Here is a 24,066-nt window from a genome sequence, read left to right as displayed (position 1 = left end):
TTGGTAGAATACGGGACTTAGATTTTTCTCCCACCTCTTTCATTCGCCACCTCCATGCAATTTAATCGACTCAGCGACCTGATCGCCGCTAATCAACTCCAGGGCAAGCGTGTATTTATCCGTGCAGATTTGAATGTGCCGCAGGACGATCAAGGCCATATCACCGAAGATACCCGTATCCGCGCCTCAGTTCCAGCGATTCAGCAAGCATTGAAAGCAGGCGCTGCCGTCATGGTGACGTCCCATCTAGGACGTCCGACCGAAGGCGAGTTCAAGGCCGAAGACAGTCTGGCACCCGTTGCGGCACGTTTATCGGAGTTGCTGGGGATGTCCGTCGAGCTGAAACAAAACTGGCTGGATGGTGTTGATGTCGCCGCAGGTCAGGTTGTTTTGCTGGAAAACTGCCGCGTCAACAAAGGCGAGAAAAAGAACGATGACGCGCTGGCGCAAAAAATGGCAGCACTGTGCGACGTGTACGTGAATGATGCCTTCGGTACAGCCCACCGTGCCGAAGCGACGACTCATGGTATCGCCAAATATGCCAAAGTCGCTTGCGCCGGTCCATTGCTATCCGCAGAACTCGATGCCCTCGGCAAAGCGCTCGGTCACCCTGCACGCCCTCTGGTGGCGATTGTTGCAGGCTCCAAAGTGTCGAGTAAACTCACTATTCTGAAGTCCCTGGCAGATAAGGTCGATAACCTGATCGTTGGCGGCGGCATTGCGAATACCTTTATGCTCGCAGCTGGCCTGAAGATCGGTAAATCCCTTGCGGAGGCAGATCTGGTCGATGAGGCAAAAGCCATCATTGAGATGATGGCCAAACGCGGTGCATCTGTACCCATTCCAACTGATGTCGTGTGCGCCAAAGAATTTTCCCCGACTGCGGTAGCCACTGTCAAAGCAGTCAGCGATGTCGAAGCCGATGACATGATTCTTGATATCGGTCCTGTTACCGCAGCAACCCTGGCAGCACAAATCAAACTGGCAGGCACGATTGTCTGGAACGGTCCGGTCGGCGTGTTTGAATTCGATCAGTTCGGCAACGGCACCAAGGTATTGGCGCAGGCGATTGCTGACTCGAAAGGATTCTCGATTGCTGGCGGTGGCGATACGCTGGCGGCGATTGCCAAGTACAACATTACGGACAAAGTAGGTTATATCTCGACAGGCGGCGGCGCTTTCCTCGAATTTTTGGAAGGTAAAACCTTACCGGCAGTAGAGATTTTGTTGCAACGCGCAGCGAAGTAAGGCGCAGCGATAAATATCGCAATACCGAAACGTCATAAAAGTAATAAAGCGATAAAAATCGACAAAGCAGTATTCAATTATCAGGAGACCAGATGTCACGCGGAACCAAAATTGTTGCAACGATAGGCCCAGCTTCTACTGAGTTAGCGATTCTAAAACGCATGCTGCAAGCAGGCGTTAACGTTGTTCGTTTGAATTTTTCGCATGGCAAGGCGCAGGATCATATCGATCGCGCCACTCTGGTTCGCCAGACAGCAGCAGAGTGTGGTCGTGAGATTGCCATCATGGCTGATTTACAAGGTCCGAAAATCCGCATCGGTAAGTTTGAAAACAGCAAAATTGACATTGCAAACGGTGATAAATTTATTCTGGATGCCGATTGCACTCTGGGTAACCAGGAACGTGTCGGTTTGGATTACAAGGCCCTGCCACGCGATGTGAAGCCTGGTGATGTCCTGTTGCTCAATGATGGTTTGATTGTGCTGATCGTAGAAAAAATCATTGGCAATGAAATTCACACTATCACCAAAATAGGTGGTGAGCTGTCGAATAACAAAGGGATCAACCGTCAGGGCGGTGGCTTAACTGCGCCTGCATTGACTGCCAAAGATATGGAAGACATCAAGACCGCGATGTCATTTCAAGCCGATTATGTCGCCGTGTCTTTTCCGAAAAACGCAACCGATATGGAAATGGCGCGTCAGCTGGCGAATATTGCTGGCGAAGCCTACAGTCACAAGCCGATGATGATTGCCAAGATCGAGCGTGCTGAAGCGATTCCGCTGTTGCAGGAAATCCTGGATGCGTCGGACGGCATTATGGTGGCTCGTGGTGATCTGGCTGTTGAGGTTGGTAATGCCGCAGTCCCTGCGTTGCAAAAGCGCATGATCAAGATGGCGCGCGCGTCGAACAAGCTCGCGATCACGGCGACGCAGATGATGGAGTCGATGATTGTCAATGCTGTGCCGACCCGCGCTGAAGTATCCGATGTCGCCAATGCAGTGCTGGATGGTACCGACGCCGTGATGACTTCTGCAGAGACCGCATCCGGTAAATATCCGGTCGAAACCGTCGAGGCAATGGCGGCTATTTGTGTCGAGGCAGAGAAGTTCCAGGAATGTAAACTCGATGCAGATTTTTTGAATCAAACCTTCACCCGCATTGATCAGTCGATTGCTTACGGTGCCTTGTTCACGGCGTATCACTTGCGTGTGAAAGCCATTGTGGCCTTGACCGAATCGGGGTCAACGGCGCTCTGGATGAGTCGTCACAATATTGATATTCCTTTATTTGCGCTGACGCCTAGCATTGCGACACAGCGCAAAGTTGCCTTGTACCGTAATGTGCAGACGTATACGTTGCCGCACTCAAATGATCGCGAAATGGTGTTGAAAGCAGCAGAAGATATTTTGTTGAAAAACGGCGTGGTCGCAAAAGGTGACATGATCGTATTGACCTGGGGCGAACCGATGGGCCAGATCGGTGGCACCAATGCGCTGAAAATCGTCAAGGTCGGAGATAACTAAACAGATGGAACGCACTTAGCTGGCGTCGCAGAACAGTTTCGCCGCAAGCCATTGCTTTCCTCGCACAGATTTTTAATCGTACTTCTGGAGTTCTATTATGCCTCTCGTATCCATGCGCCAATTGCTAGACCACGCAGCCGAAAACGGCTACGGTTTGCCCGCGTTTAACGTCAATAATCTGGAGCAGGTCACTGCCATCATGCAAGCCGCCGATGAAGTCGGTGCGCCCGTCATCATGCAGGCATCCGCCGGTGCCCGCAAGTATGCGGGGGAAGCGTTTCTGCGCCACCTGATTGAAGCTGCGGTCGAAGCCTATCCGCATATTCCTGTGGTGATGCATCAGGATCACGGTCAGTCACCTGCCGTATGTATGGCCGCGATCAAATCCGGTTTTACTTCCGTCATGATGGACGGCTCCTTGATGGAAGATGGTAAGAGCGTTGCCAGCTACGAATACAACGTCGAAGTCTCACGTGAAGTTGTCAAATTCGCGCACTCCATCGGCGTGACGGTAGAAGCCGAACTGGGTGTACTTGGTTCACTCGAAACCATGATGGGCGACAAAGAAGACGGTCACGGTGCCGACGGCAAAATGACTCGTGAACAATTGCTGACTGACGTAGATCAGGCCGCTGATTTCGTCAAACAAACACAATGCGACGCGTTGGCGATTGCGATCGGTACTTCACACGGTGCGTACAAATTTTCCCGTAAGCCTACTGGCGACATTCTGGCGATTGATCGCATCAAAGAAATCCACGCACGGATTCCGAATACTCATCTGGTAATGCACGGTTCTTCCTCCGTACCGCAAGAACTGCTGGAAGAAATTCGCCAGTTCGGCGGCGACATGAAAGAAACCTACGGTGTACCAGTAGAAGAAATCGTCATTGGTATCCAGCATGGCGTACGCAAAATCAATATCGACACCGACATCCGTTTAGCAATGACCGGCGCAATCCGCCGTTATTTGTTTGAGAATCCAGGCAAGTTCGATCCGCGTGATTACCTCAAGCCAGCACGCGAAGCGGCAAAACTGGTCTGCAAAGCGCGTTATCTGTCGTTCGGTTGCGAAGGTCAGGCGGCCAAGATCAAGCCTATGCCTTTGGAAAAAATTGCTGAACAATACAAAAAAGGCAGCCTGGCTCAGCTGGTCAAATAAGCCAGCAGTTCAGTGCAGCAAAATCATTGCAGTAACATCAGTAAATCAATTTAAAAAAGACGGGGCGCACACTGCGCCCTGCGTACTTTTAAAAAGTAAATATTATGACGACGCAAATCAATTCCACTCTGCATTCTTTACCGCTATTAGGTCGCGGTAAAGTCCGTGACAACTACGCTGTCGGCGACGACAAACTCCTGATCGTTACCAGCGATCGTTTGTCCGCGTTTGACGTGATCATGAATGAACCGATTCCTGATAAAGGTCGCGTATTGAATCAGATGGCTAATTTCTGGTTTGAAAAACTCGGACACATCGTACCAAATCATTTGACGGGTATCGCGCCAGAAAATGTTGTCGCTGCTGAAGAAGTGGAGCAAGTGCGTGGTCGTGCGGTCGTGGCAAAACGTTTGAAACCGATCATGGTTGAAGCCGTCGTGCGTGGTTATATCATCGGCTCCGGCTGGAAAGATTATCAAGATACTGGCGCAATTTGCGGCATCACCTTGCCAGCGGGTTTGCCACAAGCGGCGAAGTTGCCTGCACCGATTTTCACCCCAGCAGCCAAAGCAGAAATGGGCGAGCACGATGAGAACATCAGCTATGCCAAAACAGAAGAACTGATCGGCAAAGAACTCGCTGCCAAGATCCGCGACATCAGTATTCAGTTGTATTCCGAGGCCGCAGAATATGCTGCTACGCGTGGCATCATCATTGCCGATACCAAGTTTGAATTTGGTCTGGACGATGATGGCGTATTGCATTTGATGGATGAAGTGTTGACGGCAGATTCTTCCCGTTTCTGGCCTGCAGATTCGTATGCGACGGGGATTTCGCCGCCGTCGTTCGACAAGCAATTTGTACGTGATTATCTGGAAACTATTACGAGCTGGGAAAAGACAGCGCCAGCCCCTGATCTGCCGGATGAGGTCGTACAAAAAACAGCTGCCAAATACCGCGAAGCGCTTGAGCGCCTGACCGGTGAGACATTGAAGGCCTGAATCATGACGCAAGCAAATCAAGCGGCGGTCAGTCCGGTGCTCATCGGCGTTGTGATGGGTTCTTCATCCGATTGGGACGTGATGCAGCACGCGGTTGCCGTGCTCAAAGAATTCGGTATCGCTTTTGAAGCGCAGGTCGTTTCTGCGCATCGTATGCCGGATGAGATGTTTCGTTATGCCGAGACTGCCCGTGAACGCGGCGTGCGTGCGATCATCGCTGGCGCTGGCGGTGCGGCACATTTGCCGGGGATGATCGCAGCAAAGACTATCGTGCCGGTATTGGGCGTGCCGGTGCCGTCGAAATATTTGCGCGGTGAAGATTCTTTGTTGTCGATTGTGCAGATGCCAAAGGGGATTCCGGTCTCAACGTTTGCGATCGGTGAGGCAGGCGCTGCGAATGCGGCTCTGGCAGCGATTGCCATGCTGGCGACGACCGATGAAGCACTGGCGCAAAAGCTGATGGACTTCCGTATTAAACAGACTCAGGTTGCGCGCGATATGATTTTGCCGGTGTAAGCGACGGCTATTGGTTGAGGAGGGCGATGCATGAATGTACTGAGCCGTTTACATTCGTTTTAGCCTTCTTCCGTTTGCTTCATCTGTGCGCATTGACTGCGTATTCAACATGTATTTGATATGCACTAAATACGCATTAAATACGTGTTGATATATAGATACTCCTATCTAGTATATTTTAATGCACTGGTAAAACGGTGCGGAATAAGCCTGTTTTTGTAAATTTAATGGGGAGTATCTGTTTTTCTCCCTTGTGCCTTGTACTATCTGGTGCGATCCCTCGGTTGCTTAAAGCTAAGGGGCGTACCGCTTTCAGTTTGACATCATGACTATCGATACCCAACCACACCCACGTCAGGCGCTGTTGCCGAATACCGATCAAAGTTGTCTCGGCATTTTAGGCGGCGGCCAGCTCGGCCGCATGTTTGCGCATGCTGCTCAATCCATGGGGTATCGCGTTGCGGTGCTGGAGCCTGAGGCCGGTTGTCCGGCGGGGCAGGTCGCTGAGCACCATGTGCAGGCAGCCTATGATGACCGCGATGCTTTACTCGCTCTCGGCAAGCTAAGTCACGCAGTGACGACCGAGTTTGAAAATGTGCCTGCCGGTAGTTTGATCATGCTGGCACAACATGGCTTCGTCTCTCCTGTCGGAGAATGTGTGTCAGTGGCTCAGGATCGTTTGCAGGAAAAAGAATTTTTTACGCGCTGCGGTGCGCATACAGACGTATTTCCAGCGCCACATCGTGGCATTGCCAGTGAGAGCGATCTTGCCAGCGTGGGTGACCATTTATTACCGGGTATATTAAAGACGGTACGCATGGGCTACGACGGCAAGGGTCAGATCCGCGTGCGTACGCGCGACGAGCTGGCAGCCGCGTTTGCAGGAATGAATGGTCAAGTATGCGTGCTGGAAAAAATGCTGCCGCTTGCGTATGAAGTATCGGTGTTGGTAGCGCGTGGTATTGATGGCGAAGCAGTGGTGTACCCGATTGCCGAAAACGTACATCGCGATGGTATCTTGTTCACCACAACGGTACCAAGTCCGAATGTCACCGATGGGGTAGCGCATAAGGCGCAAAAAGCCGCTCTCGAAATCATTGCCAAGCTTGGTTATGTCGGCGTCTTGTGTATAGAATTTTTTGTGCTGCAAGACGGCTCGCTGGTGGTTAATGAAATGGCGCCGCGTCCGCACAACAGCGGCCATTACACGATAGATGCCTGCGTTACCAGCCAGTTTGAGCAACAAGTGCGCGCGCTTGCGCAGTTGCCTCTGGGCGATGTACGCCAGCATTCGCCCGCAGTCATGCTGAATATTCTTGGCGACGTCTGGTTCGACAGCGACACCAGCTCAGTACGCGAACCGGACTGGGATCAGGTACTGGCTTTGCCAGGTGCTCATCTGCATTTATACGGTAAAGCTGAGGCGCGACGTGCCCGCAAAATGGGGCATATTACCTTCGTCGCTTCAACAATGGATGCGGCGCAGGCAACGCTGGTGAAAGCCTGTGCGATCCTTGGTATCGCGGCATAAATGCGCTGAGATTGCTGCTATGCCTTACATGTTACAGGTGAGGCGTAATATAGGCAGCACAGGCAGCACAGGCAGCACAGTCAGAGCAGATTGCTAAAAATTAAAGCAACATGAATAAATCAACATAAGTAAGCATGAGTCAGCATGAGCAAGTACCCGCAATTCCTAACAGTCACTAGCCACCATGAGTAACAGCGGCTCAGTATCCCCTGCCGCCGTAACAGCGCTTGCATCATCGCTTACGCTAGCCGCACAACAGCTCGCAGCTGGGCAATTAGTCGCTTTCCCTACCGAGACCGTGTACGGACTAGGCGCAGATGCCGAGAATCCGGCAGCGGTCGCAGCGATCTATGCGGCCAAAGGACGACCATCCAACCATCCGGTCATCGTGCATCTCGCTCCCGAGGCCGATATTGCCTATTGGGCGCAAAATATTCCGGCCGAGGCGCATCAACTGATCGCAGCATTCTGGCCGGGACCGCTGACCTTGATTTTGCAGCGTGCAGCTCATATTCCTGATGCAGTATCCGGTGGTCAGGATTCCGTCGGTGTGCGTTGTCCCTCGCATCCCATAGCGCAGACCTTATTGCGTGCATTTAAGCAAGGCAAAGGCGGTATCGCCGCACCATCCGCGAATAAATTCGGTCACGTCAGCCCGACCACGGCACAGCATGTACGAGATGAATTTCCTGCTGAAATAGCCAGCGGCATGATTGCTTCTGTGCTCGACGGCGGGCAGAGTGAGGTCGGTATCGAATCGACGATCGTCGATCTGACACGGCTGGCGACACATGGGCCGGTATTGCTGCGTCCGGGCCATATTTCATCGGCGCAATTAGCCGCGGTATTGGGTCGGGAGATTGCCGCACCTGACGCCGCCGCACCGCGCGCATCGGGTACGCTGGATGCGCATTACGCGCCGAACACGCCGGTCGTTTTAATTGCCGATGCGATACTGGAAAATACCGTGCAGTCCTTACTGGACGCCGGTAACAAAGTAGCGGTCATGCGATATCACGAGCATCGTTCGCAAGCGCTGGCGGGGCTGAAAATCCTGGCTGCAGATCCTGCTGCGTATGCGCACGACTTATATGCAGGTTTGCGCGAGCTGGATGAGATTCAGGCCGACGTAATTCTGGTTGAGATGCTACCTGATGATAAAGCCTGGCAAGGTGTGAATGACCGCTTGCGCCGTGCCGCGTTTGATTCCAGAGATGTATTACAGAAGCTGCTCAAATAGGCCGTTCCATAAATCGACGTAACCAACCAGTGTGCCAAGCGGCGTATTCAGCCAGCGTCGCCGTTTATTTATACCGCAGCTTCATCACCAGAATAAAAATCGCCAGCACCAGCGTAATAAAATTCGCAATGATGATGGGCAGTGCGTGCAGCATCAGGCCATATGCCAGCCACATCGCAATCCCGCCGACCAGAATGACGTACATGCCAAGCGATACACCCTCTGCGCGTTTACGACGCCAGGTCAGCCATGCTTGCGGAATAAAGGCGCTGGTGGTCATGCAGGCAGCGAGATAACCGATGAGATCGGTGAGTGATGCGGTCATAAGATTCAGAAAATTATTTGGAAGGCGCTAAAAACTGTCCCGAATGAAAGACCAGTGGCGCCTGTGGTGTGAATTCGCAATGCTCGACTTCACCGACAAAGATGACGTGATCGCCTTCGGGGTAGCGGCTGCGATTATGACACTCAAACCACGCCGATGCACCAACTAAAATCGGATGGCCAGTGCGCGATAAGCTGTAGTCGACACCGTCAAAACGATCCTTTTTCTTGCTCGCGAATTGCTCTGCGAGCCAGGCTTGCTCTGCCGATAGGATGTTCACCACATAATGCGAGTTGCCGCTAAATACCGGCATACTGGTGGCGGTATGCGCCAGACTCCACAGTACCAGAGGTGGATCGAGCGAGACAGAATTGAAGGAGCTAGCGGTCAGGCCGAGGAAAGTACCGTCGGCCAGACGTGTTGTAATGACCGTCACCCCCGTCGCAAACTGCGACAAAGCCTGACGGAAATGACGGGTATCAAATTCGCGCGTAGCAGCGCGGGGAGAGCGAGTGTGCATCAGGATTCCACAATTATTCGGGGCGTTTCAGCGATTGTCCATCAGGCGCACTAAAAACGCTATCTGGGCGCTGACGGTGTATGGCCGCTTGTATTCTTTTTTTTGGACGATCTTCGTTACTCATCGTTGGCCATGAGTGTCTCATTCACGGTAAAACATCCTGGACAAGTGCATTCGTCATCATCTCAAATCTTGATGGACAGCCCCGATTATGCCAAATAAGTCGTTATCACGTGAGTCCTGTAAGCGGTTCAGTCAGCATGTGTTAAACTTGCGCCCTCAAAAGACCTTGCCGATGTTGCATAAGTTGTTGATTTGTTTGTCTATTTTGTAGGAGGTGTTCATATGGCTTGTCTACTCGTGCTGCGACGCTATTGCGCGATGTTTTTATTGCTTGGCTTAGGCCTGACGGTGAGCCTTGCCCATGCAGATCCGCGTGCTTTCCCGGCAGGCACCAAGCGGGGCGTGCTGACCGCGTCTGCCTATCCTGACATCGTGATCGATGGCAAAGTCCGCAGAACTCAGCCCTCGACACGGATTTATGATGAAGTCGGTTTGCTGGTCTTGCCTGCTACCTTGCCGTCAGCAACATTGACCGTCAATTATCTGGCGAACGATTATGGTGATATTGAGCGCATCTGGATTTTGACCACAGAAGAAGTCAAGCAAGACATCAGTAAGCAAATTAAACAAAATTAATTATTTTATTTATTGTAATAATTAATTGAATGTAGCTAGTTCATACGTTTAATGATCGAGCTTAATTGCTGAACTTAGTTCGCCTTCCTCATTAATTGGCTCATTAGTTGACTCACTGATTAGCCCAGTATATTTAGCAATACTATCCGTTGATGATGATAACAATCTGCGGAAGAATTTGACCTCAGCGTACATAGAAAAGAAGTCAGTTTTATGCAAAAAAAAGTATTTATTAAAACCTTTGGTTGTCAGATGAACGAGTATGACTCGGACAAAATGAATGACGTGCTGCACGCCGCCGAAGGCATGATTAAAACCGACAAGGCAGAAGACGCCGATGTCATCTTGCTCAACACCTGTAGCGTGCGTGAGAAAGCATCGGAGAAAGTGTTCTCCGATCTCGGTCGCCTGCGCGAGCTTAAGCGCGATAAGCCAGATCTGATCATCGGTGTCGGCGGTTGCGTGGCATCGCAAGAAGGCGCGGCAATTATCAAGCGTGCGCCCTACGTTGACGTTGTATTCGGCCCGCAGACCTTGCATCGTTTGCCACAATTATTAAATGACCGCCGCATCAGCGGGCGGTCGCAAGTGGATATCAGTTTCCCGGAGATAGAAAAATTCGATCACTTGCCTCCGGCAAAGGTCGAAGGCGCAACTGCCTTTGTTTCCATCATGGAAGGTTGCAGCAAATATTGTAGTTATTGTGTTGTGCCTTACACCCGTGGCGAAGAAGTCTCACGTCCGTTCAATGATGTACTAGCGGAAGTGGCCGGATTGGCCGCACAGGGTGTGAAAGAAATTTCTCTGTTAGGTCAGAACGTTAATGCGTATCGCGGCACCATGGAAGATGGCGAGATTGCGGATTTTGCCTTGCTGCTGGAATACATCGCAGAATTCCCTCAGATTGAACGTATCCGTTTTGTCACTAGTCATCCGAAAGAATTTAATCAGCGCCTGATTGATGCCTTTGCGAAGATCCCGAAAATTGCGAATCATGTGTTCCTGCCGGCGCAGCATGGCTCGGATCGTATTTTGTCTGCGATGAAGCGTGGCTATACCGCGATTGAATATAAATCGGTATTGCGTCGTCTGCGCGCGGTACGACCTGATATTTCGATTTCATCGGATTTTATTGTTGGTTTCCCGGGTGAGACGCAAGAAGATTTTGATGCCTTGATGAAGCTGATTGACGACATCGGTTTTGATAATAGTTTTAGCTTTATTTTCAGTAAGCGTCCTGGCACGCCTGCAGCAAATCTGGCCGATGATACCCCGCATGAACTCAAGCTAAAACGCCTGCAGCATTTGCAGGCAGTGATTGACAGCAATACGAAGAAATACAGCAACGCCATGATCGGTACGGTGCAGCGCATCCTGGTAGAAGGCCCGTCAGTCAAAGATCCGAATGAGTTGCAGGGGCGTTCTGAAAATAATCGCGTGGTCAATTTTGCTGGCCCAGCCAGCCTGATCGGCCAGCTGGTGAATACCCGAATTACAGAGTCCTACAATTATTCGCTGCGTGGCGAGCTTGTTGATGAACTGATCGAAAATTAATGAAACCAAAAACGCCTGTTCCTGTTCTTCATTTTGTTCCTCAACCGATGGACAACACCAGGCTTGCACATTTGTGCGGGCCTCTGGATGAAAATTTGCGCCAGATTTCGGCGGCTCTCGATGTCAGTATTTTTCGCCGCGGTGACAAGTTTATTGTCAGTGGTACGAATGCTCAGCATGCGCTGGAGATGCTGGAGCATTTCTATGCGCGGGCGAAAAAAATCATTTCGATTGATGAAGTCCAGCTTGCACTGGTTGAACAGCGTGCCAATGCCAGCGCCAAAGCACATGCTGAGGCCGGTGGCGATACTGTCGGTGCCGCCGACAAAGTAAAAAAAACACGTAAACTGGTCAAAGTTGTTGAGGTGCTGGAATCGCCAGATGACATCGAAGAGCCAGATGATGTTGAGAGTCCCGTACTCAAAACCCGTCGCAGCGATTTGCGCGGACGTACGCCACATCAGAATTTGTATCTGAAAGCGATTGTCGAGCATGACATCACTTTCGGTATTGGCCCTGCGGGTACTGGCAAGACTTATCTCGCGGTTGCCTGCGCTGTCGATGCCCTGGAACGTGATGCCGTTAAACGTATTATCCTCACCCGTCCTGCGGTAGAAGCAGGCGAGCGCCTGGGATTTTTGCCCGGTGATCTGGCACAAAAAGTTGATCCTTATCTGCGTCCTTTATACGATGCCTTATACGATTTGCTCGGCTTTGACCGCACCCAAAAAATGTTTGAGAAGCAGGCGATCGAAATCGCGCCGCTTGCTTACATGCGTGGCCGTACATTGAATCACGCTTTTATCATCCTGGATGAGGCGCAAAACACCACGCCGGAACAAATGAAGATGTTTCTGACCCGTATCGGCTTTGGCAGCAAAGCCGTGGTGACTGGCGATGTGACGCAGATTGACTTGCAGCGCGGTCAGCGCAGCGGTCTGGTCGACGCTTGCCAGGTTTTGAGCGATGTGCGCGGTATTGCATTTAATCGTTTTACCAGTGCCGACGTCGTGCGTCATCCTCTGGTCGGCCGGATTGTCGATGCTTATGAAACTGCAAGCGCACACACTGCTGACCTTGGCAATCTGAAGCATCCGACGCCGCTGGCATCGGCCTATCATGGCCGCAAAAAATAATGCCAATCATCTGCTGAATCTTATAACCCTGACTCTATCGCTGTTAACATCGCTATGGCTGCAAAACATAAACTGACTCTATCCGTGCAATATGCCGACCCTCGCCTGAAGGAGGTGTTGCCACGCCCACTGCTACGCAAGACCATACAGGCGGCGTTGTTTGCACCGGCAGAACTCACACTGCGGTTTGTCGATGCAGAAGAGGGCCGCACACTAAACCGCGATTATCGCGGCAAGGATTATGCGACTAATGTATTGACCTTCGCCTACACCGAAGATGAAGACGCCGAAGTCACCCAGGCAGATATTATTTTTTGTGCCGACGTATTGCTGAGCGAAGCGCAGGAGCAAAAAAAATCGATCGAGGCGCATGCTTTGCATCTGGTCGTGCACGGCGTGTTGCATGCGCAGGGCTACGACCATGAAAGTGATGAAGAAGCCGAAGAGATGGAAGCGCTGGAAGTCGAGATTCTGACGGAGCTGGGTATAGCAAATCCCTACCAGTAAACCAGGATCAGCATAACCAAAATAAAAAAGCTATACCAGTGAGGTGTAGCTTTTTTTATGTCTCAGCAAAGTTATCAATACCTGAACATGCTGCCAGTGAGCCCGACAGCATACTTGGAAGACTCTCGTCAGACCTTACGGTAATTATTCACCACACGATAGTTTCTGGCATAGATAGCAAACGCCAGTGCGGCTAGTAACGCAAAGCCTGCGAAGAAGAACATCTGGAAGGCGGTGACACTCATGCCTGTGCTTTGTATCTGCGTCGTCACCGACTCACTCTTCACACTCGAATTTGCCAGTAATACCCACAAGTTGCCGATCGTGACAGACAAATTCCAGAAGCTCATGATCACGCCTTTCATTGCTAGCGGCGCCTGGCTGTAGGCAAACTCAAGTCCGGTTGCCGAGACTAGAACTTCACCAAATGTCAGCAAGGCATATGGCAGAATTTGCCATGTGATCGATAAGGCATTGCCACCGTCAATCGCGATTTGCATCATGCCGACGACGATCCACGCAATACCGGAGAAAGCAATACCCAGTCCCATGCGGCGCAGCGCGGTGAGTTCTACGCCCATACGTTTTAAAAGTGGATACAGGATCAGATTGTTGAACGGGATAAGCAGCATGACCAGCAAAGGATTCAGTGCCTGCATTTGCGCCGACTGGAACCAGGATGGTTTGGTCATCTGGTCTGCCTGCAAAATCCAGGTCGAGGCTTTTTGATCAAACAAGGACCAGAATGGCGTCACCAGAGCAAATACCACCAGCAAACGTAATACGGCACGTACACCATCCACGGCTTCATCCGGATGCACGCCACGAGCGCGGTCAAGCTGTATCCATGCGCCTGCACCGCCAAAGCCAAGGATTAATACCAAGGCCAAACACAAAGCGGCAACGATACCGATACCAGGTGCCATGAAGAGCGCGCCGATCGCCAGCGCCACGCCCATTACGGCGATGATAAAACCAGTGCGTGACTGACCTGGTGCGGCCGTCATCAAGGCAGTGCGGATGACGTTCAGGAAGGAGTCAGGATTTTTTGCTGCGGGCGCGACGTGTATATATTTTTTGTTGCCGGACCAGAATACCAGCGTCGCAATCAACATTAATAAACCTGGAATACCAAACGCAACGCTCGCACCGTATTGCTTCAGGAAGATAGGCATCAGTAGCGATGCAAAGAATGAGCCGAAATTAATAATCCAGTAAAAACCATCAAACACTTTTTGCGCGAGATGTTTATTGGTATTGTCAAACTGATCGCCGACAAATGAGGCAACCAGAGGCTTGATGCCTCCCGATCCCAGCGCAATCAGGAAGAGGCCGGTATAAAAACCATTTCGGTTATCGTCAAATATCGCCAGACAGGCGTGGCCGGCGCAATACACCAGACTCAGCCAGAACACGGTATTGTATTTGCCGAAAAAACGGTCAGCGAGCCAGCCGCCAAGCAGCGGGAAAAAATATACGCCGATGACGAACGTATGAAACACCTCTTTCGCCATGCCCTTACGCATCGATTCTGGCATCGACAATAACAGGCTGGTAATCAGGAATGGCGTAAGGATATTGCGCATGCCATAAAAGCTAAAGCGCTCGCAGCCCTCATTCGCAATGATGTAGGGGATCTGCGACGGCATTTTCGCCTGATCGTGATTATCTGGTGTCTGACTCATTCAATTCTCCATCTAACTATTATTGTGGTTTGTTAGAGATAGCCAAACGGCCTCCGAAAAGGCCGTTGTGGATGTCTGCAATCGCACGCTTGTCGTTTGTGACATGTACGAGGGTACGCGGCTGATTGACTGAACGCTGACGATATCAGGTGTTTGGCTGACATGAAAGCAAAGCAAGTCTCGCAGTATCCCTAGTTGCCTAAATATCTGTCAAGAATTAGTTGAAGATGAAAAGAAAAACGACAAAAATAGAGATGAGCGCGATTATTTTTTTGCCTTTGCAGTCACGCGAGCTTGCCGGCACAAGCCATCAATTCATCTATTTTTCAGAATTTCTTTGTTTTGTGAATATATATACTTATAAGGAGTATTTTTCATCTCCCTTTAAAATACAGCGTGAATATAGCTATTTTTAGTCGAGATATGGGGAGTATATGTATTTTCTCTAGACTCATGCTTTCAATCCGGCTTTTGTGTGCCGGTGTTCAATATGGCAAAACTGAACCGGGACAAGAAGCAAAGTACAGCAAAGCCGGGGGCTTGCGCGTATTTGTGACGCCGTATCGGGTTGATTCTCACCATGTTTATCCAACGAATCTGCAACTCAGTGCACTAGCATGGCGTTGAGAGCAAACGCAGCCTCTGTTTCGCGCTGGCATTACGTATAACTACAGCAATGTACAAACCAGGGTGCACGCAAGACGCGCTCGCGCAATGCGTGGCAGGTGCAGCCATCTTTAGTGAGATAGTTGAACTTCATTTTTATCGCTCCTGAAAAATAAGAATGTATCGACCAGCATATTTTGTGGAACAAGACCTTAACCCGGCTGTGATGAATAAAAAATAAGCAAAAATAAACCAAAATCCGAGTTTAAATTAAGCAAAAAACATTCAAAATTTGGGGCGGGGCTGCATTTGTTGTATCCTATAGGATTGAAACAACGGCGTTATGCCTTATATGCAAGAGCACTCTAGTAGCGTCAGACCATCTGACGTTAAACCACACAGGTCATTGTTTGAACGCTTGACCGCACTGATTTCTCCCGAACCTGAGAACCGCGCCGAACTGCTGGAAGTCCTGCACGACGCGCAAGAACGTAACCTGATCGACGCCGACGCGCTGGCGATGATCGAAGGGGTGTTCCAGGTATCTGATCTTGCTGCACGCGACATCATGGTGCCGCGTTCCCAGATGGACGTGATTGATATTTCCAAACCGATCGAAGAATGGATGCCTGAAGTCTTGTCGACGGCGCATTCCCGCTTCCCTGCGATTGAAGGTGATCGCGATAAGGTAGTTGGCGTTCTGCTTGCGAAAGATTTATTGCGCTATTACGCTGAAGAGTCGTTTGATGTGCGCGTGATGTTGCGTCCGGTGGTGTATATCCCGGAATCAAAACGCTTGAATATCCTGCTACGCGATTTTCGTGCGAACCGCAATCACATGGCGATGGTGGTGGATGAGTACGGTGGTATCGCCGGCCTGATCACGATCGAAGATGTGCTGGAGCAGATCGTTGGTGACATCGAAGATGAATATGACTTCGATGAAGAAGAAGACAATATCATCGCGCTGGAAAATAACGGTGATGGTGTGCGCTGGCGTGTCAAAGGCCTGACCGAGATTGAACAATTCAATACCGTACTGGGTTCACATTTTTCTGATCAAAAGCTTGATACCATCGGTGGCTTTGTAACTGACTATCTGGAGCACGTGCCGCATAAGGGCGAAGAATTCAATATTGGCAATCTGCATTTTGAAGTCTTGCGTGCCGATGCGCGCCAGGTACAAATTTTACTGGTCGAAAAACGGCCAGTGCTAGTGGCCGACGAATGAGGTGGATGTTGTCCTCATTCGTATCGTTCTTGTCGCTAGCATCCTCATGCTGAGTTAACTCACTTGCGCGCTCTTCATCTGTCTTTTCGTTCATCCATCTTGCTGGCGTTGCTGGCGGGTGGTTTGAATGTCTTTGCATTCGCTCCTTTTTATTTCTGGCCATGGCAGACAATTAGTCTTGCGCTGATTTTCTGGTTAAGCCAGTCGCCCAGTTTTTCTTCTCTGCGCCGTCAGTTTTTGCTGGGATGGATATACGCCTTTGGCTGGTTATTTTGCGGCGTGAGCTGGCTCTTGATCGCGATGACACGTTACGGTGGCATGCCCTGGCTGATGGCGATTGTGGCGCTTGCTTTACTGGTCACGTATCTCGCGTGCTATGCCGGTCTCGCTTTGCTTCTTAGTACAAAATTAAAGCAGCGTTGGCAGCTCACTGATGTCAGTAGTCTGCTGCTGGTCATGCCGGTATTCTGGATGTTATCCGAGTATCTGCGTGGCTGGGTATTTACCGGTTTCCCCTGGCTGGCATCTGGTTACGCGCACACAGACAGTCCATTAGCCGGTTTTGCCGCTCTGTTCGGCGTGTATGGGCTTGGCTGGATTAATGCTTTGCTGGCAGGTGCTTTGGCGCTCGGTGTACGGAAAAAAATCTGGCGCTTGCGTTTATTGCTGGCAGTTGTTGTCATTGCTTGCGGTGGTCTGGCTGTGCGGCAAGTGCAGTGGACGCAGCCATACGGTCAGCCGCTCAGCGTGAGTTTATTGCAGGGAAATGTTGCGCAAGATGTGAAATTTAATCCTGAGCATATCGGCGAGTCGCTCAGCTTGTATCACGACATGATTCTCAACGCACCGGCGGACCTGGTGGCGGTTCCTGAGACTGCTTTACCTGTATTGTCCAGCCAGCTGCCACCTGATTATCTGCCGACGCTGAATGCGTTTGCGCAAAGTACGAATAGCCATCTCGCGATCGGTCTGGGCGTGCATGATGGTGGTGATCAATATACGAACAGTATCCTCGGTTTTTCCAGGGAATATGCATCGCGCGCTTACCGTTACGACAAACATCATCTGGTACCGTTCGGTGAATTTATTCCCTTCGGATTTCGATGGTTTGTCAATTTGATGCATATCCCTTTGGGAGACTTTAGCGGTGCTGGTGTCTTACAGGCACCGATGCAAGTAAAGGACCAGCTGGTGATGCCGAATATTTGTTATGAGGATTTATTTGGCGAAGAAATTGCACATCAGCTTTCGGAAGGTGCGCATAGTCCGACGATATTATTGAATGCATCGAATATTGCCTGGTACGGCGACTCGATTGCAATTCCGCAGCATTTACAAATTTCTCAAATGCGCGTACTGGAAACCGGTCGCCCTATGCTCAGAGCGACCAATACAGGCGCTACCGCAGTGATCGCCGCAAATGCCAGGGTGACTGCGCTGGCGCAGCCTTTGACCCGGCAAGTATTGCGGTCAAGCGTGCAGGGAACAAGCGGTCTGACGCCGTATGTGCGGTGGGGGAATCTTTGTGTGTTGGTGATTGCCGTACTGGCATTGTTACTGGCGTATATGTCTGCCAGACGATCAGGTTCTGCTGGCGCACTTGTGCAATGAGAGCTTGCAAGGAAGTAGAGTGAAGAACAGCAAAGTATAAAAACAATGTCGAAGGCAACAAGACCAGCGAGTCTTAGCGATAGTTTTTATATTTTTAAATACTTTTTAGTATTGCTGCTTGCGACAAAGCGTCGGCGATGGCATTTCTCTCTCTCGGTATCCAGTGCAGGCGTAACTCCCTAAATTGGCTCGCCAACGCTACACTTTGTAAAAAAAGGGTTTGCAAAATACTCGACGGAAAATGCGGCACCGTGGAGTTTTGTTTTTGCATCGCAACGCTCTCAATCCCATGTGCTGCATTGTTGATGGTATCAATCACGACGCGGCTATCACCCCAGACACGTAATTGATCAACACCCAATTCCAGTGCGCGTAACAGGACACTTTGCAAGGCATGGAATTCTGCTTCATTGTTGTCGCCATCGGGCATGCGCCGGCTAATTTCGATGCGTTGCCCGTCAGGACTGATCAGCACGCCACCGATACCGATTTTTCCCGGATTCGGATGTGCGGAACCGTCGAACCATGCTTGCCAGGTACGACAGTACGCCATGGCGTCGACTGAAGCGGACGCTTGTCTGCGCAGAGTGTTTTCGGATTTTTGCTGTTGACGTAATGCCGATGCGGCTATGCGTTTTTGACCGATCACCTGACGCTGCTGAATCAAGACATCGAGGCCAGCTTCACCGGCTTGCTTTTGCAGCACGCGTTGTAGCGCACTTTCTTCAGTAAACTCACCTGCCTTGATCAGGCGGCGACTTTGCTTGAGCTCTGCTTTAAAAGCGATGGACAGGAGTAAATCGTGAGTTGGCATGAATGCTCGTATACACTAGATGTTGTAAATAAATAATAACTAAGCTGAGCGAACTATGTCGGATCAAGATAAAAACGAAAGCCTGTCATTTCTGCCGGTTGGCATGATTGCCAATGGTGGCACGTATGCTCAGGCAATCGAGTTGGCAGCAATCAAGAAACATCAGGTCGCAGGCTGGGCGCCGTTTCATTACGCTAAAATATCCGATACGGAGTATGAGTGTACCGGCGGTTTCGCGATTGGTAGCGGCGGGCAAAAAAAATGGCCTGAGCCGCATACCAGCATGATCGTCAATGAAGCAGAAATTGCATCCGAGCTGACCCTGCTACTGGCCGATGACGACGCCAGTCCCGTCGCCCCCCCCAAGGCTGCTACATCTGCCAGCTCACCGCAGGCATCACAGCTGACGTCGGGATCTGCATTGAATAATGTGACTGGTTCACTCAAATATCTGACGGTAGTTTTTCAGTTGCCCGATGATACGGAAGGACAGCAGCGTATCAAGGAGGCCTTCAAAATCGATACTAACTTCTTTGGCGCACAAGTTACTTCCGTATCGACTCGTCTGCCTTAATCAATCTGGCTGATAGCCATATTGCATACTGAACAACGATACCGATCAATAATGCAGGTCAGCGTGCCCAGCCCGTCGGTCTCGCAAGAGTGAAATTTTCTGTTGCTTTAGTCCGGCCGTACCAGTCAGCTCCCATGCGTGAGATCAGATCGAGTTTCATCGGATCGATTTGCCGGTCGTCGCCGAGAATTGCGTCGTCAATATGGGCTGCCACGACTTCACCAAAAATCACGTAACAGGATGGCGCATGTGCCGGGTAAGGCATGAGCTGACTCAGCTTGCATTCGAAACTGACAGGCGTGCCGTCAACACGTGGCACGTTGATCTTGCTTGACGGTAAGGAGCCTACTCCGCACTGCTCAAATTCGCTGATCTCTGCATCGTAGCCAAATGAGGTGTCGTTCATCAGCTTGACCAGATCGTGTGATACCAGATTGACGACGAATTCACCGGTTTCTTTGATATTCCTCACAGTGTCTTTCATACTACCATTACTGTTCACCAGCGGTGAAAACATCAGCGTCGGCGGTGATGGTGTAATCATCTGAAAAAAACTGAATGGCGCTAAATTTGTCCGTCCATGTTGGGATCGTGTCGAAACCCACGCGACTGGTCGCGGTGTGATCGTCGATGCCATCCAGAAGTAGGCCATGCGGGGTTCAAGGGTAGAAAAATCAATCAGCATATAACTTGGATCCAGTAGAGATAAGGCGCGCTATCAGGCTAGCCAGTTAACGAGTGGGAATTTGGTTCTGAAGCTCTCTGGCATGGCAACTACGCTTGCTTGTTTATAGTCATAAAAAACGAAACCGGATTTTGCCATGGCAATCAGACTGTGATCGTATGGACGGGTAATACGGAAGGTAATATCGCCACCATATTTGTTGAAGTCCATGACACCGACTTCAAACTGCAACTGATCTCGTGCATGCGCTTCGGCTTTATACGTTGTTGCAAGGTCGGTCACGATAATGCCTGTGCCGTTGTCCTCAGTTTCGCCAATGCCAAATTCAAATAAAAACCGTGCGCGTGCTTCCGAGATCATGGAAATCATCGAATCGTTGCCAAGATGATTGGCTGCATTAATGTCAGTGACGCGGACGGTAAGCAGAGTGGTGTAGCAATATTGGTTTTCGGGAAAATGCAGACTAAGACGTGCCATAAAAATTCTTTTTCAAAAAATAGGATGTGTAATACCAAGGTCGTTTAGTTAAGCCCTCAACCTGACGCCGCCATCTCTGCGCAGGCGGGGGCAGCGTCTTTTGGCAATGACGGCACTAAATTCCGGCTTCGCCGGAACGACGAGAACAAAGGATATGGTTTAACTGAACAGCAGTAGTAAGTCACACCCGAATATTACCCTTGTGGCGAACGAATTTCGGCAGATGTTTGGCGCCAGTTTGGAGGAGTAGATTATTTTCATTTAAACCACAAAAAATCCAATGCGCTTTGGAAAAAAATGACAATAAAGCCAATGCGCTTTGGGAAAATCTAGTCACTACAAAATATTTATGTAGTATGACTACATAAATATTTAAGATTGACTGTGGTTCAAACACAACGTTCATAGATGTTTTTCTCTGAGGGTAAGATATTTTGTTCCGTAAAATTACGTAGAAATTAATTGACACGTAATTTAGTTTTAGTACAAACTCGGTTTGGGGCATCAAGTTAGCGATAGTTACAAAAAAGTTTGAGCTGCCAAGAATTTGCTGCTGGAGTTGGGTTTTTTATAAAAATCAAGGAGACGGGTAATGACTAGCTTTAAGAAGAAGCAGGATGGGAGTGTCGCCATCAATCGCTTTGCGTTCAATGTGACACCGATCGCTGCTGCATGTGCAGTGTTGATTTCTGCATCGGCGGGTAATGCTTATGCGCAGCAGGCTGATGCTGCTAAGTCAGAGGATGCCAACACGGTTGTTGTGACCGGTATTCGTAAGGGTATTGAAGCCGCGATTGATATCAAGCGGAATAATAGTTCTATCGTTGAGGCGATCTCTGCTGAAGATATCGGCAAGTTGCCGGATGCCAGCGTTGCTGAGTCGATCGCACGTTTGCCTGGCGTCACTGCACAACGTAGCCGTAGCTCTGGTAAAGCCGCTGACGTCAGTGTTCGTGGTCTGGCGCCAAGTTTCAATGGTTCTTTGCTGAACGGCCGCGAGCAAGCGTCTACCGGTAATGCTCGTGCACCTGAATTCGATTTGTTCCCTGCGGAGCTGATGGGTTCTGTCTTGATCTACAAAACGCCGGACGCATCCCTGGTTGGTCAGGGACTGGCGGCGACGATTGATTTGCATACGTTGCAGCCGCTGGATTTTGGCAAGCGTGTCATCGCAGCTAGTTATCGTAAGCAACGTACCGGCGTACAAACGCCTTCCGAGGGAACGGGTGATCGTGCGACATTCTCTTATGTGGATCAATTTGCTGACCGCACTATCGGCGTTGCCCTGGGTGTGACTAAGTTCAAAGAAGACACTGGTGCGCAACAAAAATTTGATTCATGGGGTGGCTGGGCTCCTACTGTCGCTTATAACGGCGCACAGGTTGCTGTTCCCGGCGGTTTCAAGGCTGACACAGAATCTGGCAAAAGCAATCGTGATGGCGCATCCTTGACTTTGCAGTTCAAGCCAAACAAAAACTTCAAATCGACAGTTGATATTTTCTATTCTTCTGGCTATACATCTCAGAAAAAAACGGGTCTGGAAGGTGCGATTGCCGGCTCTGCGGGTGGATATGATCCTAATGGTGTGTTGTCCAATGCAACGATTGTCAATGGTGTAGCTACCAGCGGTACGTTCAGTAATTACAAAGGTGTCGTACGTAATCATCAGGAATCCGCTGACGATAAATTGACATCCATTGGCTGGAACAGCTCATTGAAGTTAGATGAGTGGACGCTGGATGCAGATCTGTCTCATTCCAAAGCAAATAAAAATGCTTCCCGTTTTGAGACAACCGCTGGTCAGCCTGGCGACGCAAGCTCACTTGGTACCATCTCTTACACAGGCTTTAACGGCGGTAACTTCAATGACGTGAAGTACACGACATCGCTGAACTATGCAGACCGCGCTGTTGCCAAACTGACGGACGTTAATGGCTGGGGCGGTGGTCCGAATACGCCACAAGCTGGTTATGTCGCTTTGCCTACCTTGAATGACAAGGCGGATGCGATTCGTTTCACTGCAAGCCGTGACCTGAATTTTGGCCCTGTTGTTGCTGCACATTTTGGCCTAAATCTGTCTGACCGTGAAAAAATCCGTGCAGGTCAGGAAGGTCGTCTGGTTGTAAAAGGTGGCGGCGGTTATGCTGCTGTGACAATGCCAGGTTCTGCAGTGGGCACTGCCGGCACGACCGGTTTGCAAGTCGCGTCCTGGGATCCATCTAATTCACTTGGCTCGATCTATGATCTGGCGCAATGGATTGACGCCTCTGTACTGGCAAAAGACTGGTCCGTGCATGAGAAGGTTACTACCGCCTATGCAATGGGCGATCTGGATGGACAGTTATTTGGTCTGAACTACAAAGGTAACTTTGGTACACAATTCGTTCGTACCGATCAGTCATCGACCGGTAATCAGGTTGATGTGGCAAATTGCACAGGTATTACCGCGGCAACTTGTCCTTCAAAAGTAATCAGCGGCGGCACAACATACTCCGACGTATTGCCAAGCCTGAATGTGTCTTTTGATATCGGCAGTGAGCAGTTCATTCGTCTGGGTGCGGCTAAAGTATTATCCCGTGCCAATATGGATGATATGCGCGCAAGTAATCAGTTTGGCGTGAATACACAAGGTTCCAATCCTATCTTGACTGGTACCGGTGGTAATCCAAACCTGAAGCCATTCAGCGCGAAATCGCTCGATATCTCTTACGAAAAATATTTCGGTAAAAAGGGTTATCTGAGTGTTGCCGGTTTCTACAAGCAGCTGGATACTTACATCTATCGTTCGCCGACAACATTTGACTTCAAGCCTTATGTCAGTGCGAATACGCCATTGCCACTCACTGGTGCGTACCAGGGTTCTACGGTTGGTCTGATGACGGCACCACGTAATGGCGAAGGCGGCAATATCAGCGGTTTTGAAGTTGCTCTGAATATTCCGTTCTCTCTCGTGACGCCATGGCTGGATGGTTTCGGTGTCATGGTTAATCATTCAGACACTTCCAGTGAGATCACTTTGCCAGGATTTGGTTTTGGTAATGTGGCATTCACCGCGATCAATATTCCATTGCCAGGCTTGTCCAAGCGCGTCAGCAATCTGCGCCTGTACTACGAGAAAAATGGCTTCCAGGTTGCATGGGCTGCACGTAAGCGCTCTGATTTCTTGGGTCAGGTCAGCGACTATCAGGATAATCAGCAGTTGACGATGGTAAAGGGCGAGACGATCATCGATCTGCAAGCTTCTTACGAATTCCAGACTGGTTGGTTTAAAGGCTTGTCGGTCTTGTTCCAAGCAAATAACTGGACCAATACACCGTTCCAGGAATACGCCAATGATCCAAATGTAATTACCAACAAAATTACCTACGGCAGATCCTACCTGCTCGGCGCGAACTACAAGTTCTAAACCTTATGTACG

General features: G+C 50.2%; 21 protein-coding genes. 15 read left to right on the top strand and 6 right to left on the bottom strand.

The annotated features are described in order from the left end of the window. Positions 1–54 precede the first annotated feature (54 nt). From ACO0K4_RS15485 to ACO0K4_RS15455, 7 genes are all read left to right on the top strand, one after another. Positions 55–1,248, top strand: a complete 1,194-nt coding sequence (locus ACO0K4_RS15485) for a phosphoglycerate kinase (RefSeq protein WP_422957551.1) — start codon at positions 55–57, stop codon at positions 1,246–1,248. 92 nt (positions 1,249–1,340) lie between these two features. Next, on the top strand, positions 1,341–2,774 hold the full coding sequence (gene pyk, locus ACO0K4_RS15480; protein WP_422957550.1) for a pyruvate kinase: 1,434 nt from the start codon (positions 1,341–1,343) through the stop codon (positions 2,772–2,774). A gap of 97 nt (positions 2,775–2,871) precedes the next feature. Next, positions 2,872–3,936, top strand: coding sequence for a class II fructose-bisphosphate aldolase (fba, locus tag ACO0K4_RS15475; RefSeq protein ID WP_422957549.1), 1,065 nt, complete (start codon positions 2,872–2,874; stop codon positions 3,934–3,936). A gap of 104 nt (positions 3,937–4,040) precedes the next feature. Beyond that, entirely contained in the window at positions 4,041–4,937 is an 897-nt protein-coding gene (locus ACO0K4_RS15470) for a phosphoribosylaminoimidazolesuccinocarboxamide synthase (protein WP_422957548.1), read from the top strand. A gap of 3 nt (positions 4,938–4,940) precedes the next feature. Further along, a complete protein-coding gene (gene purE / locus ACO0K4_RS15465; protein ID WP_422957547.1) occupies positions 4,941–5,453 on the top strand; it encodes a 5-(carboxyamino)imidazole ribonucleotide mutase in 513 nt (170 codons plus the stop codon). Between the two features lie 325 nt (positions 5,454–5,778). Beyond that, entirely contained in the window at positions 5,779–6,984 is a 1,206-nt protein-coding gene (locus tag ACO0K4_RS15460; RefSeq protein ID WP_422957546.1) for a 5-(carboxyamino)imidazole ribonucleotide synthase, read from the top strand. Between the two features lie 184 nt (positions 6,985–7,168). Beyond that, positions 7,169–8,224 (top strand): L-threonylcarbamoyladenylate synthase, encoded by a 1,056-nt coding sequence (locus tag ACO0K4_RS15455; RefSeq protein WP_422957545.1) that lies wholly within the window; start codon positions 7,169–7,171, stop codon positions 8,222–8,224. A gap of 64 nt (positions 8,225–8,288) precedes the next feature. Here the strand turns inward: ACO0K4_RS15455 and ACO0K4_RS15450 are convergent, their stop codons facing one another. Next, a complete protein-coding gene (locus ACO0K4_RS15450) occupies positions 8,289–8,549 on the bottom strand; it encodes a SemiSWEET transporter (RefSeq protein WP_422957544.1) in 261 nt (86 codons plus the stop codon). A gap of 13 nt (positions 8,550–8,562) precedes the next feature. After that, positions 8,563–9,069 carry a flavin reductase family protein gene (locus ACO0K4_RS15445; protein ID WP_422957543.1) on the bottom strand — a complete coding sequence of 169 codons (507 nt, stop codon included), beginning with the start codon at positions 9,067–9,069 and terminating at the stop codon, positions 8,563–8,565. Between the two features lie 345 nt (positions 9,070–9,414). Between ACO0K4_RS15445 and ACO0K4_RS15440 the strand changes: the two genes are divergently transcribed. The 4 genes from ACO0K4_RS15440 (at position 9,415) to ybeY (ending at position 12,965) form a co-directional block, all read left to right on the top strand. Further along, positions 9,415–9,768, top strand: coding sequence for a hypothetical protein (locus ACO0K4_RS15440; RefSeq protein ID WP_422957542.1), 354 nt, complete (start codon positions 9,415–9,417; stop codon positions 9,766–9,768). A 213-nt stretch (positions 9,769–9,981) separates the two neighbouring features. Next, the gene (gene miaB, locus ACO0K4_RS15435; protein ID WP_422957541.1) at positions 9,982–11,322 is read left to right on the top strand and encodes a tRNA (N6-isopentenyl adenosine(37)-C2)-methylthiotransferase MiaB; all 1,341 of its coding nucleotides are present in this window, start codon (positions 9,982–9,984) and stop codon (positions 11,320–11,322) included. Next, entirely contained in the window at positions 11,322–12,458 is a 1,137-nt protein-coding gene (locus tag ACO0K4_RS15430) for a PhoH family protein (RefSeq protein ID WP_422957540.1), read from the top strand. The genes miaB and ACO0K4_RS15430 overlap by 1 nt, the downstream gene beginning before the upstream one ends. Before the next feature lie 54 nt (positions 12,459–12,512). Further along, on the top strand, positions 12,513–12,965 hold the full coding sequence (ybeY, locus tag ACO0K4_RS15425; RefSeq protein ID WP_422957539.1) for an rRNA maturation RNase YbeY: 453 nt from the start codon (positions 12,513–12,515) through the stop codon (positions 12,963–12,965). Positions 12,966–13,093: 128 nt separating this feature from the next. Here the strand turns inward: ybeY and ACO0K4_RS15420 are convergent, their stop codons facing one another. Next, complete coding sequence (locus ACO0K4_RS15420) at positions 13,094–14,650, bottom strand: oligopeptide:H+ symporter (RefSeq protein ID WP_422957538.1); 1,557 nt, start codon at positions 14,648–14,650, stop codon at positions 13,094–13,096. A 958-nt stretch (positions 14,651–15,608) separates the two neighbouring features. Between ACO0K4_RS15420 and ACO0K4_RS15415 the strand changes: the two genes are divergently transcribed. Beyond that, positions 15,609–16,487: an HlyC/CorC family transporter gene (locus ACO0K4_RS15415; RefSeq protein WP_422957537.1), complete on the top strand. Its 879-nt coding sequence runs from the start codon at positions 15,609–15,611 to the stop codon at positions 16,485–16,487. A gap of 63 nt (positions 16,488–16,550) precedes the next feature. Continuing rightward, positions 16,551–18,098, top strand: coding sequence for an apolipoprotein N-acyltransferase (lnt, locus tag ACO0K4_RS15410; protein ID WP_422957536.1), 1,548 nt, complete (start codon positions 16,551–16,553; stop codon positions 18,096–18,098). Positions 18,099–18,192: 94 nt separating this feature from the next. Here lnt and ACO0K4_RS15405 read toward each other — a convergent pair whose 3' ends face one another. Further along, positions 18,193–18,912: a ribonuclease HI family protein gene (locus tag ACO0K4_RS15405; RefSeq protein WP_422957535.1), complete on the bottom strand. Its 720-nt coding sequence runs from the start codon at positions 18,910–18,912 to the stop codon at positions 18,193–18,195. Between the two features lie 55 nt (positions 18,913–18,967). On the opposite strand from ACO0K4_RS15405, the gene ACO0K4_RS15400 reads away from it, so the two are divergent. Then, the gene (locus ACO0K4_RS15400) at positions 18,968–19,486 is read left to right on the top strand and encodes a hypothetical protein (RefSeq protein WP_422957534.1); all 519 of its coding nucleotides are present in this window, start codon (positions 18,968–18,970) and stop codon (positions 19,484–19,486) included. A gap of 58 nt (positions 19,487–19,544) precedes the next feature. On the opposite strand, the gene ACO0K4_RS15395 is transcribed toward ACO0K4_RS15400, so the two are convergent. Continuing rightward, positions 19,545–20,138: a flavin reductase family protein gene (locus ACO0K4_RS15395; protein WP_422957533.1), complete on the bottom strand. Its 594-nt coding sequence runs from the start codon at positions 20,136–20,138 to the stop codon at positions 19,545–19,547. Positions 20,139–20,204: 66 nt separating this feature from the next. Next, positions 20,205–20,648, bottom strand: coding sequence for a thioesterase family protein (locus tag ACO0K4_RS15390; RefSeq protein WP_422957532.1), 444 nt, complete (start codon positions 20,646–20,648; stop codon positions 20,205–20,207). Positions 20,649–21,240: 592 nt separating this feature from the next. Here ACO0K4_RS15390 and ACO0K4_RS15385 point away from each other — a divergent pair. Continuing rightward, entirely contained in the window at positions 21,241–24,054 is a 2,814-nt protein-coding gene (locus ACO0K4_RS15385) for a TonB-dependent receptor (RefSeq protein ID WP_422957531.1), read from the top strand. Positions 24,055–24,066: the final 12 nt, after the last annotated feature.

The organism is Undibacterium sp. RuTC16W (genome assembly GCF_049339445.1).
GTDB lineage: Bacteria > Pseudomonadota > Gammaproteobacteria > Burkholderiales > Burkholderiaceae_D > Undibacterium.
Note: the sequence above shows the minus strand (reverse complement) of the source record. Positions and strands in the feature narration are given on the sequence as shown.

Bases quoted from the DNA above. Each gene is read 5' to 3' on its own strand.
- purE (WP_422957547.1), top strand. From the start codon at position 4,941: ATGACGCAAGCAAATCAAGCGGCGGTCAGTCCGGTGCTCATCGGCGTT.
- ACO0K4_RS15400 (WP_422957534.1), top strand. From the start codon at position 18,968: ATGTCGGATCAAGATAAAAACGAAAGCCTGTCATTTCTGCCGGTTGGC.
- fba (WP_422957549.1), top strand. From the start codon at position 2,872: ATGCCTCTCGTATCCATGCGCCAATTGCTAGACCACGCAGCCGAAAAC.
- ACO0K4_RS15420 (WP_422957538.1), bottom strand. From the start codon at position 14,650: ATGAGTCAGACACCAGATAATCACGATCAGGCGAAAATGCCGTCGCAG.
- ACO0K4_RS15455 (WP_422957545.1), top strand. From the start codon at position 7,169: ATGAGTAACAGCGGCTCAGTATCCCCTGCCGCCGTAACAGCGCTTGCA.
- ACO0K4_RS15450 (WP_422957544.1), bottom strand. From the start codon at position 8,549: ATGACCGCATCACTCACCGATCTCATCGGTTATCTCGCTGCCTGCATG.
- ACO0K4_RS15395 (WP_422957533.1), bottom strand. From the start codon at position 20,138: ATGGCCTACTTCTGGATGGCATCGACGATCACACCGCGACCAGTCGCG.
- ACO0K4_RS15445 (WP_422957543.1), bottom strand. From the start codon at position 9,069: ATGCACACTCGCTCTCCCCGCGCTGCTACGCGCGAATTTGATACCCGT.
- ACO0K4_RS15460 (WP_422957546.1), top strand. From the start codon at position 5,779: ATGACTATCGATACCCAACCACACCCACGTCAGGCGCTGTTGCCGAAT.
- ACO0K4_RS15485 (WP_422957551.1), top strand. From the start codon at position 55: ATGCAATTTAATCGACTCAGCGACCTGATCGCCGCTAATCAACTCCAG.
- ACO0K4_RS15390 (WP_422957532.1), bottom strand. From the start codon at position 20,648: ATGGCACGTCTTAGTCTGCATTTTCCCGAAAACCAATATTGCTACACC.
- ACO0K4_RS15440 (WP_422957542.1), top strand. From the start codon at position 9,415: ATGGCTTGTCTACTCGTGCTGCGACGCTATTGCGCGATGTTTTTATTG.
- ACO0K4_RS15470 (WP_422957548.1), top strand. From the start codon at position 4,041: ATGACGACGCAAATCAATTCCACTCTGCATTCTTTACCGCTATTAGGT.
- ACO0K4_RS15415 (WP_422957537.1), top strand. From the start codon at position 15,609: ATGCAAGAGCACTCTAGTAGCGTCAGACCATCTGACGTTAAACCACAC.
- miaB (WP_422957541.1), top strand. From the start codon at position 9,982: ATGCAAAAAAAAGTATTTATTAAAACCTTTGGTTGTCAGATGAACGAG.
- ACO0K4_RS15405 (WP_422957535.1), bottom strand. From the start codon at position 18,912: ATGCCAACTCACGATTTACTCCTGTCCATCGCTTTTAAAGCAGAGCTC.
- pyk (WP_422957550.1), top strand. From the start codon at position 1,341: ATGTCACGCGGAACCAAAATTGTTGCAACGATAGGCCCAGCTTCTACT.
- ACO0K4_RS15430 (WP_422957540.1), top strand. From the start codon at position 11,322: ATGAAACCAAAAACGCCTGTTCCTGTTCTTCATTTTGTTCCTCAACCG.
- ybeY (WP_422957539.1), top strand. From the start codon at position 12,513: ATGGCTGCAAAACATAAACTGACTCTATCCGTGCAATATGCCGACCCT.
- ACO0K4_RS15385 (WP_422957531.1), top strand. From the start codon at position 21,241: ATGACTAGCTTTAAGAAGAAGCAGGATGGGAGTGTCGCCATCAATCGC.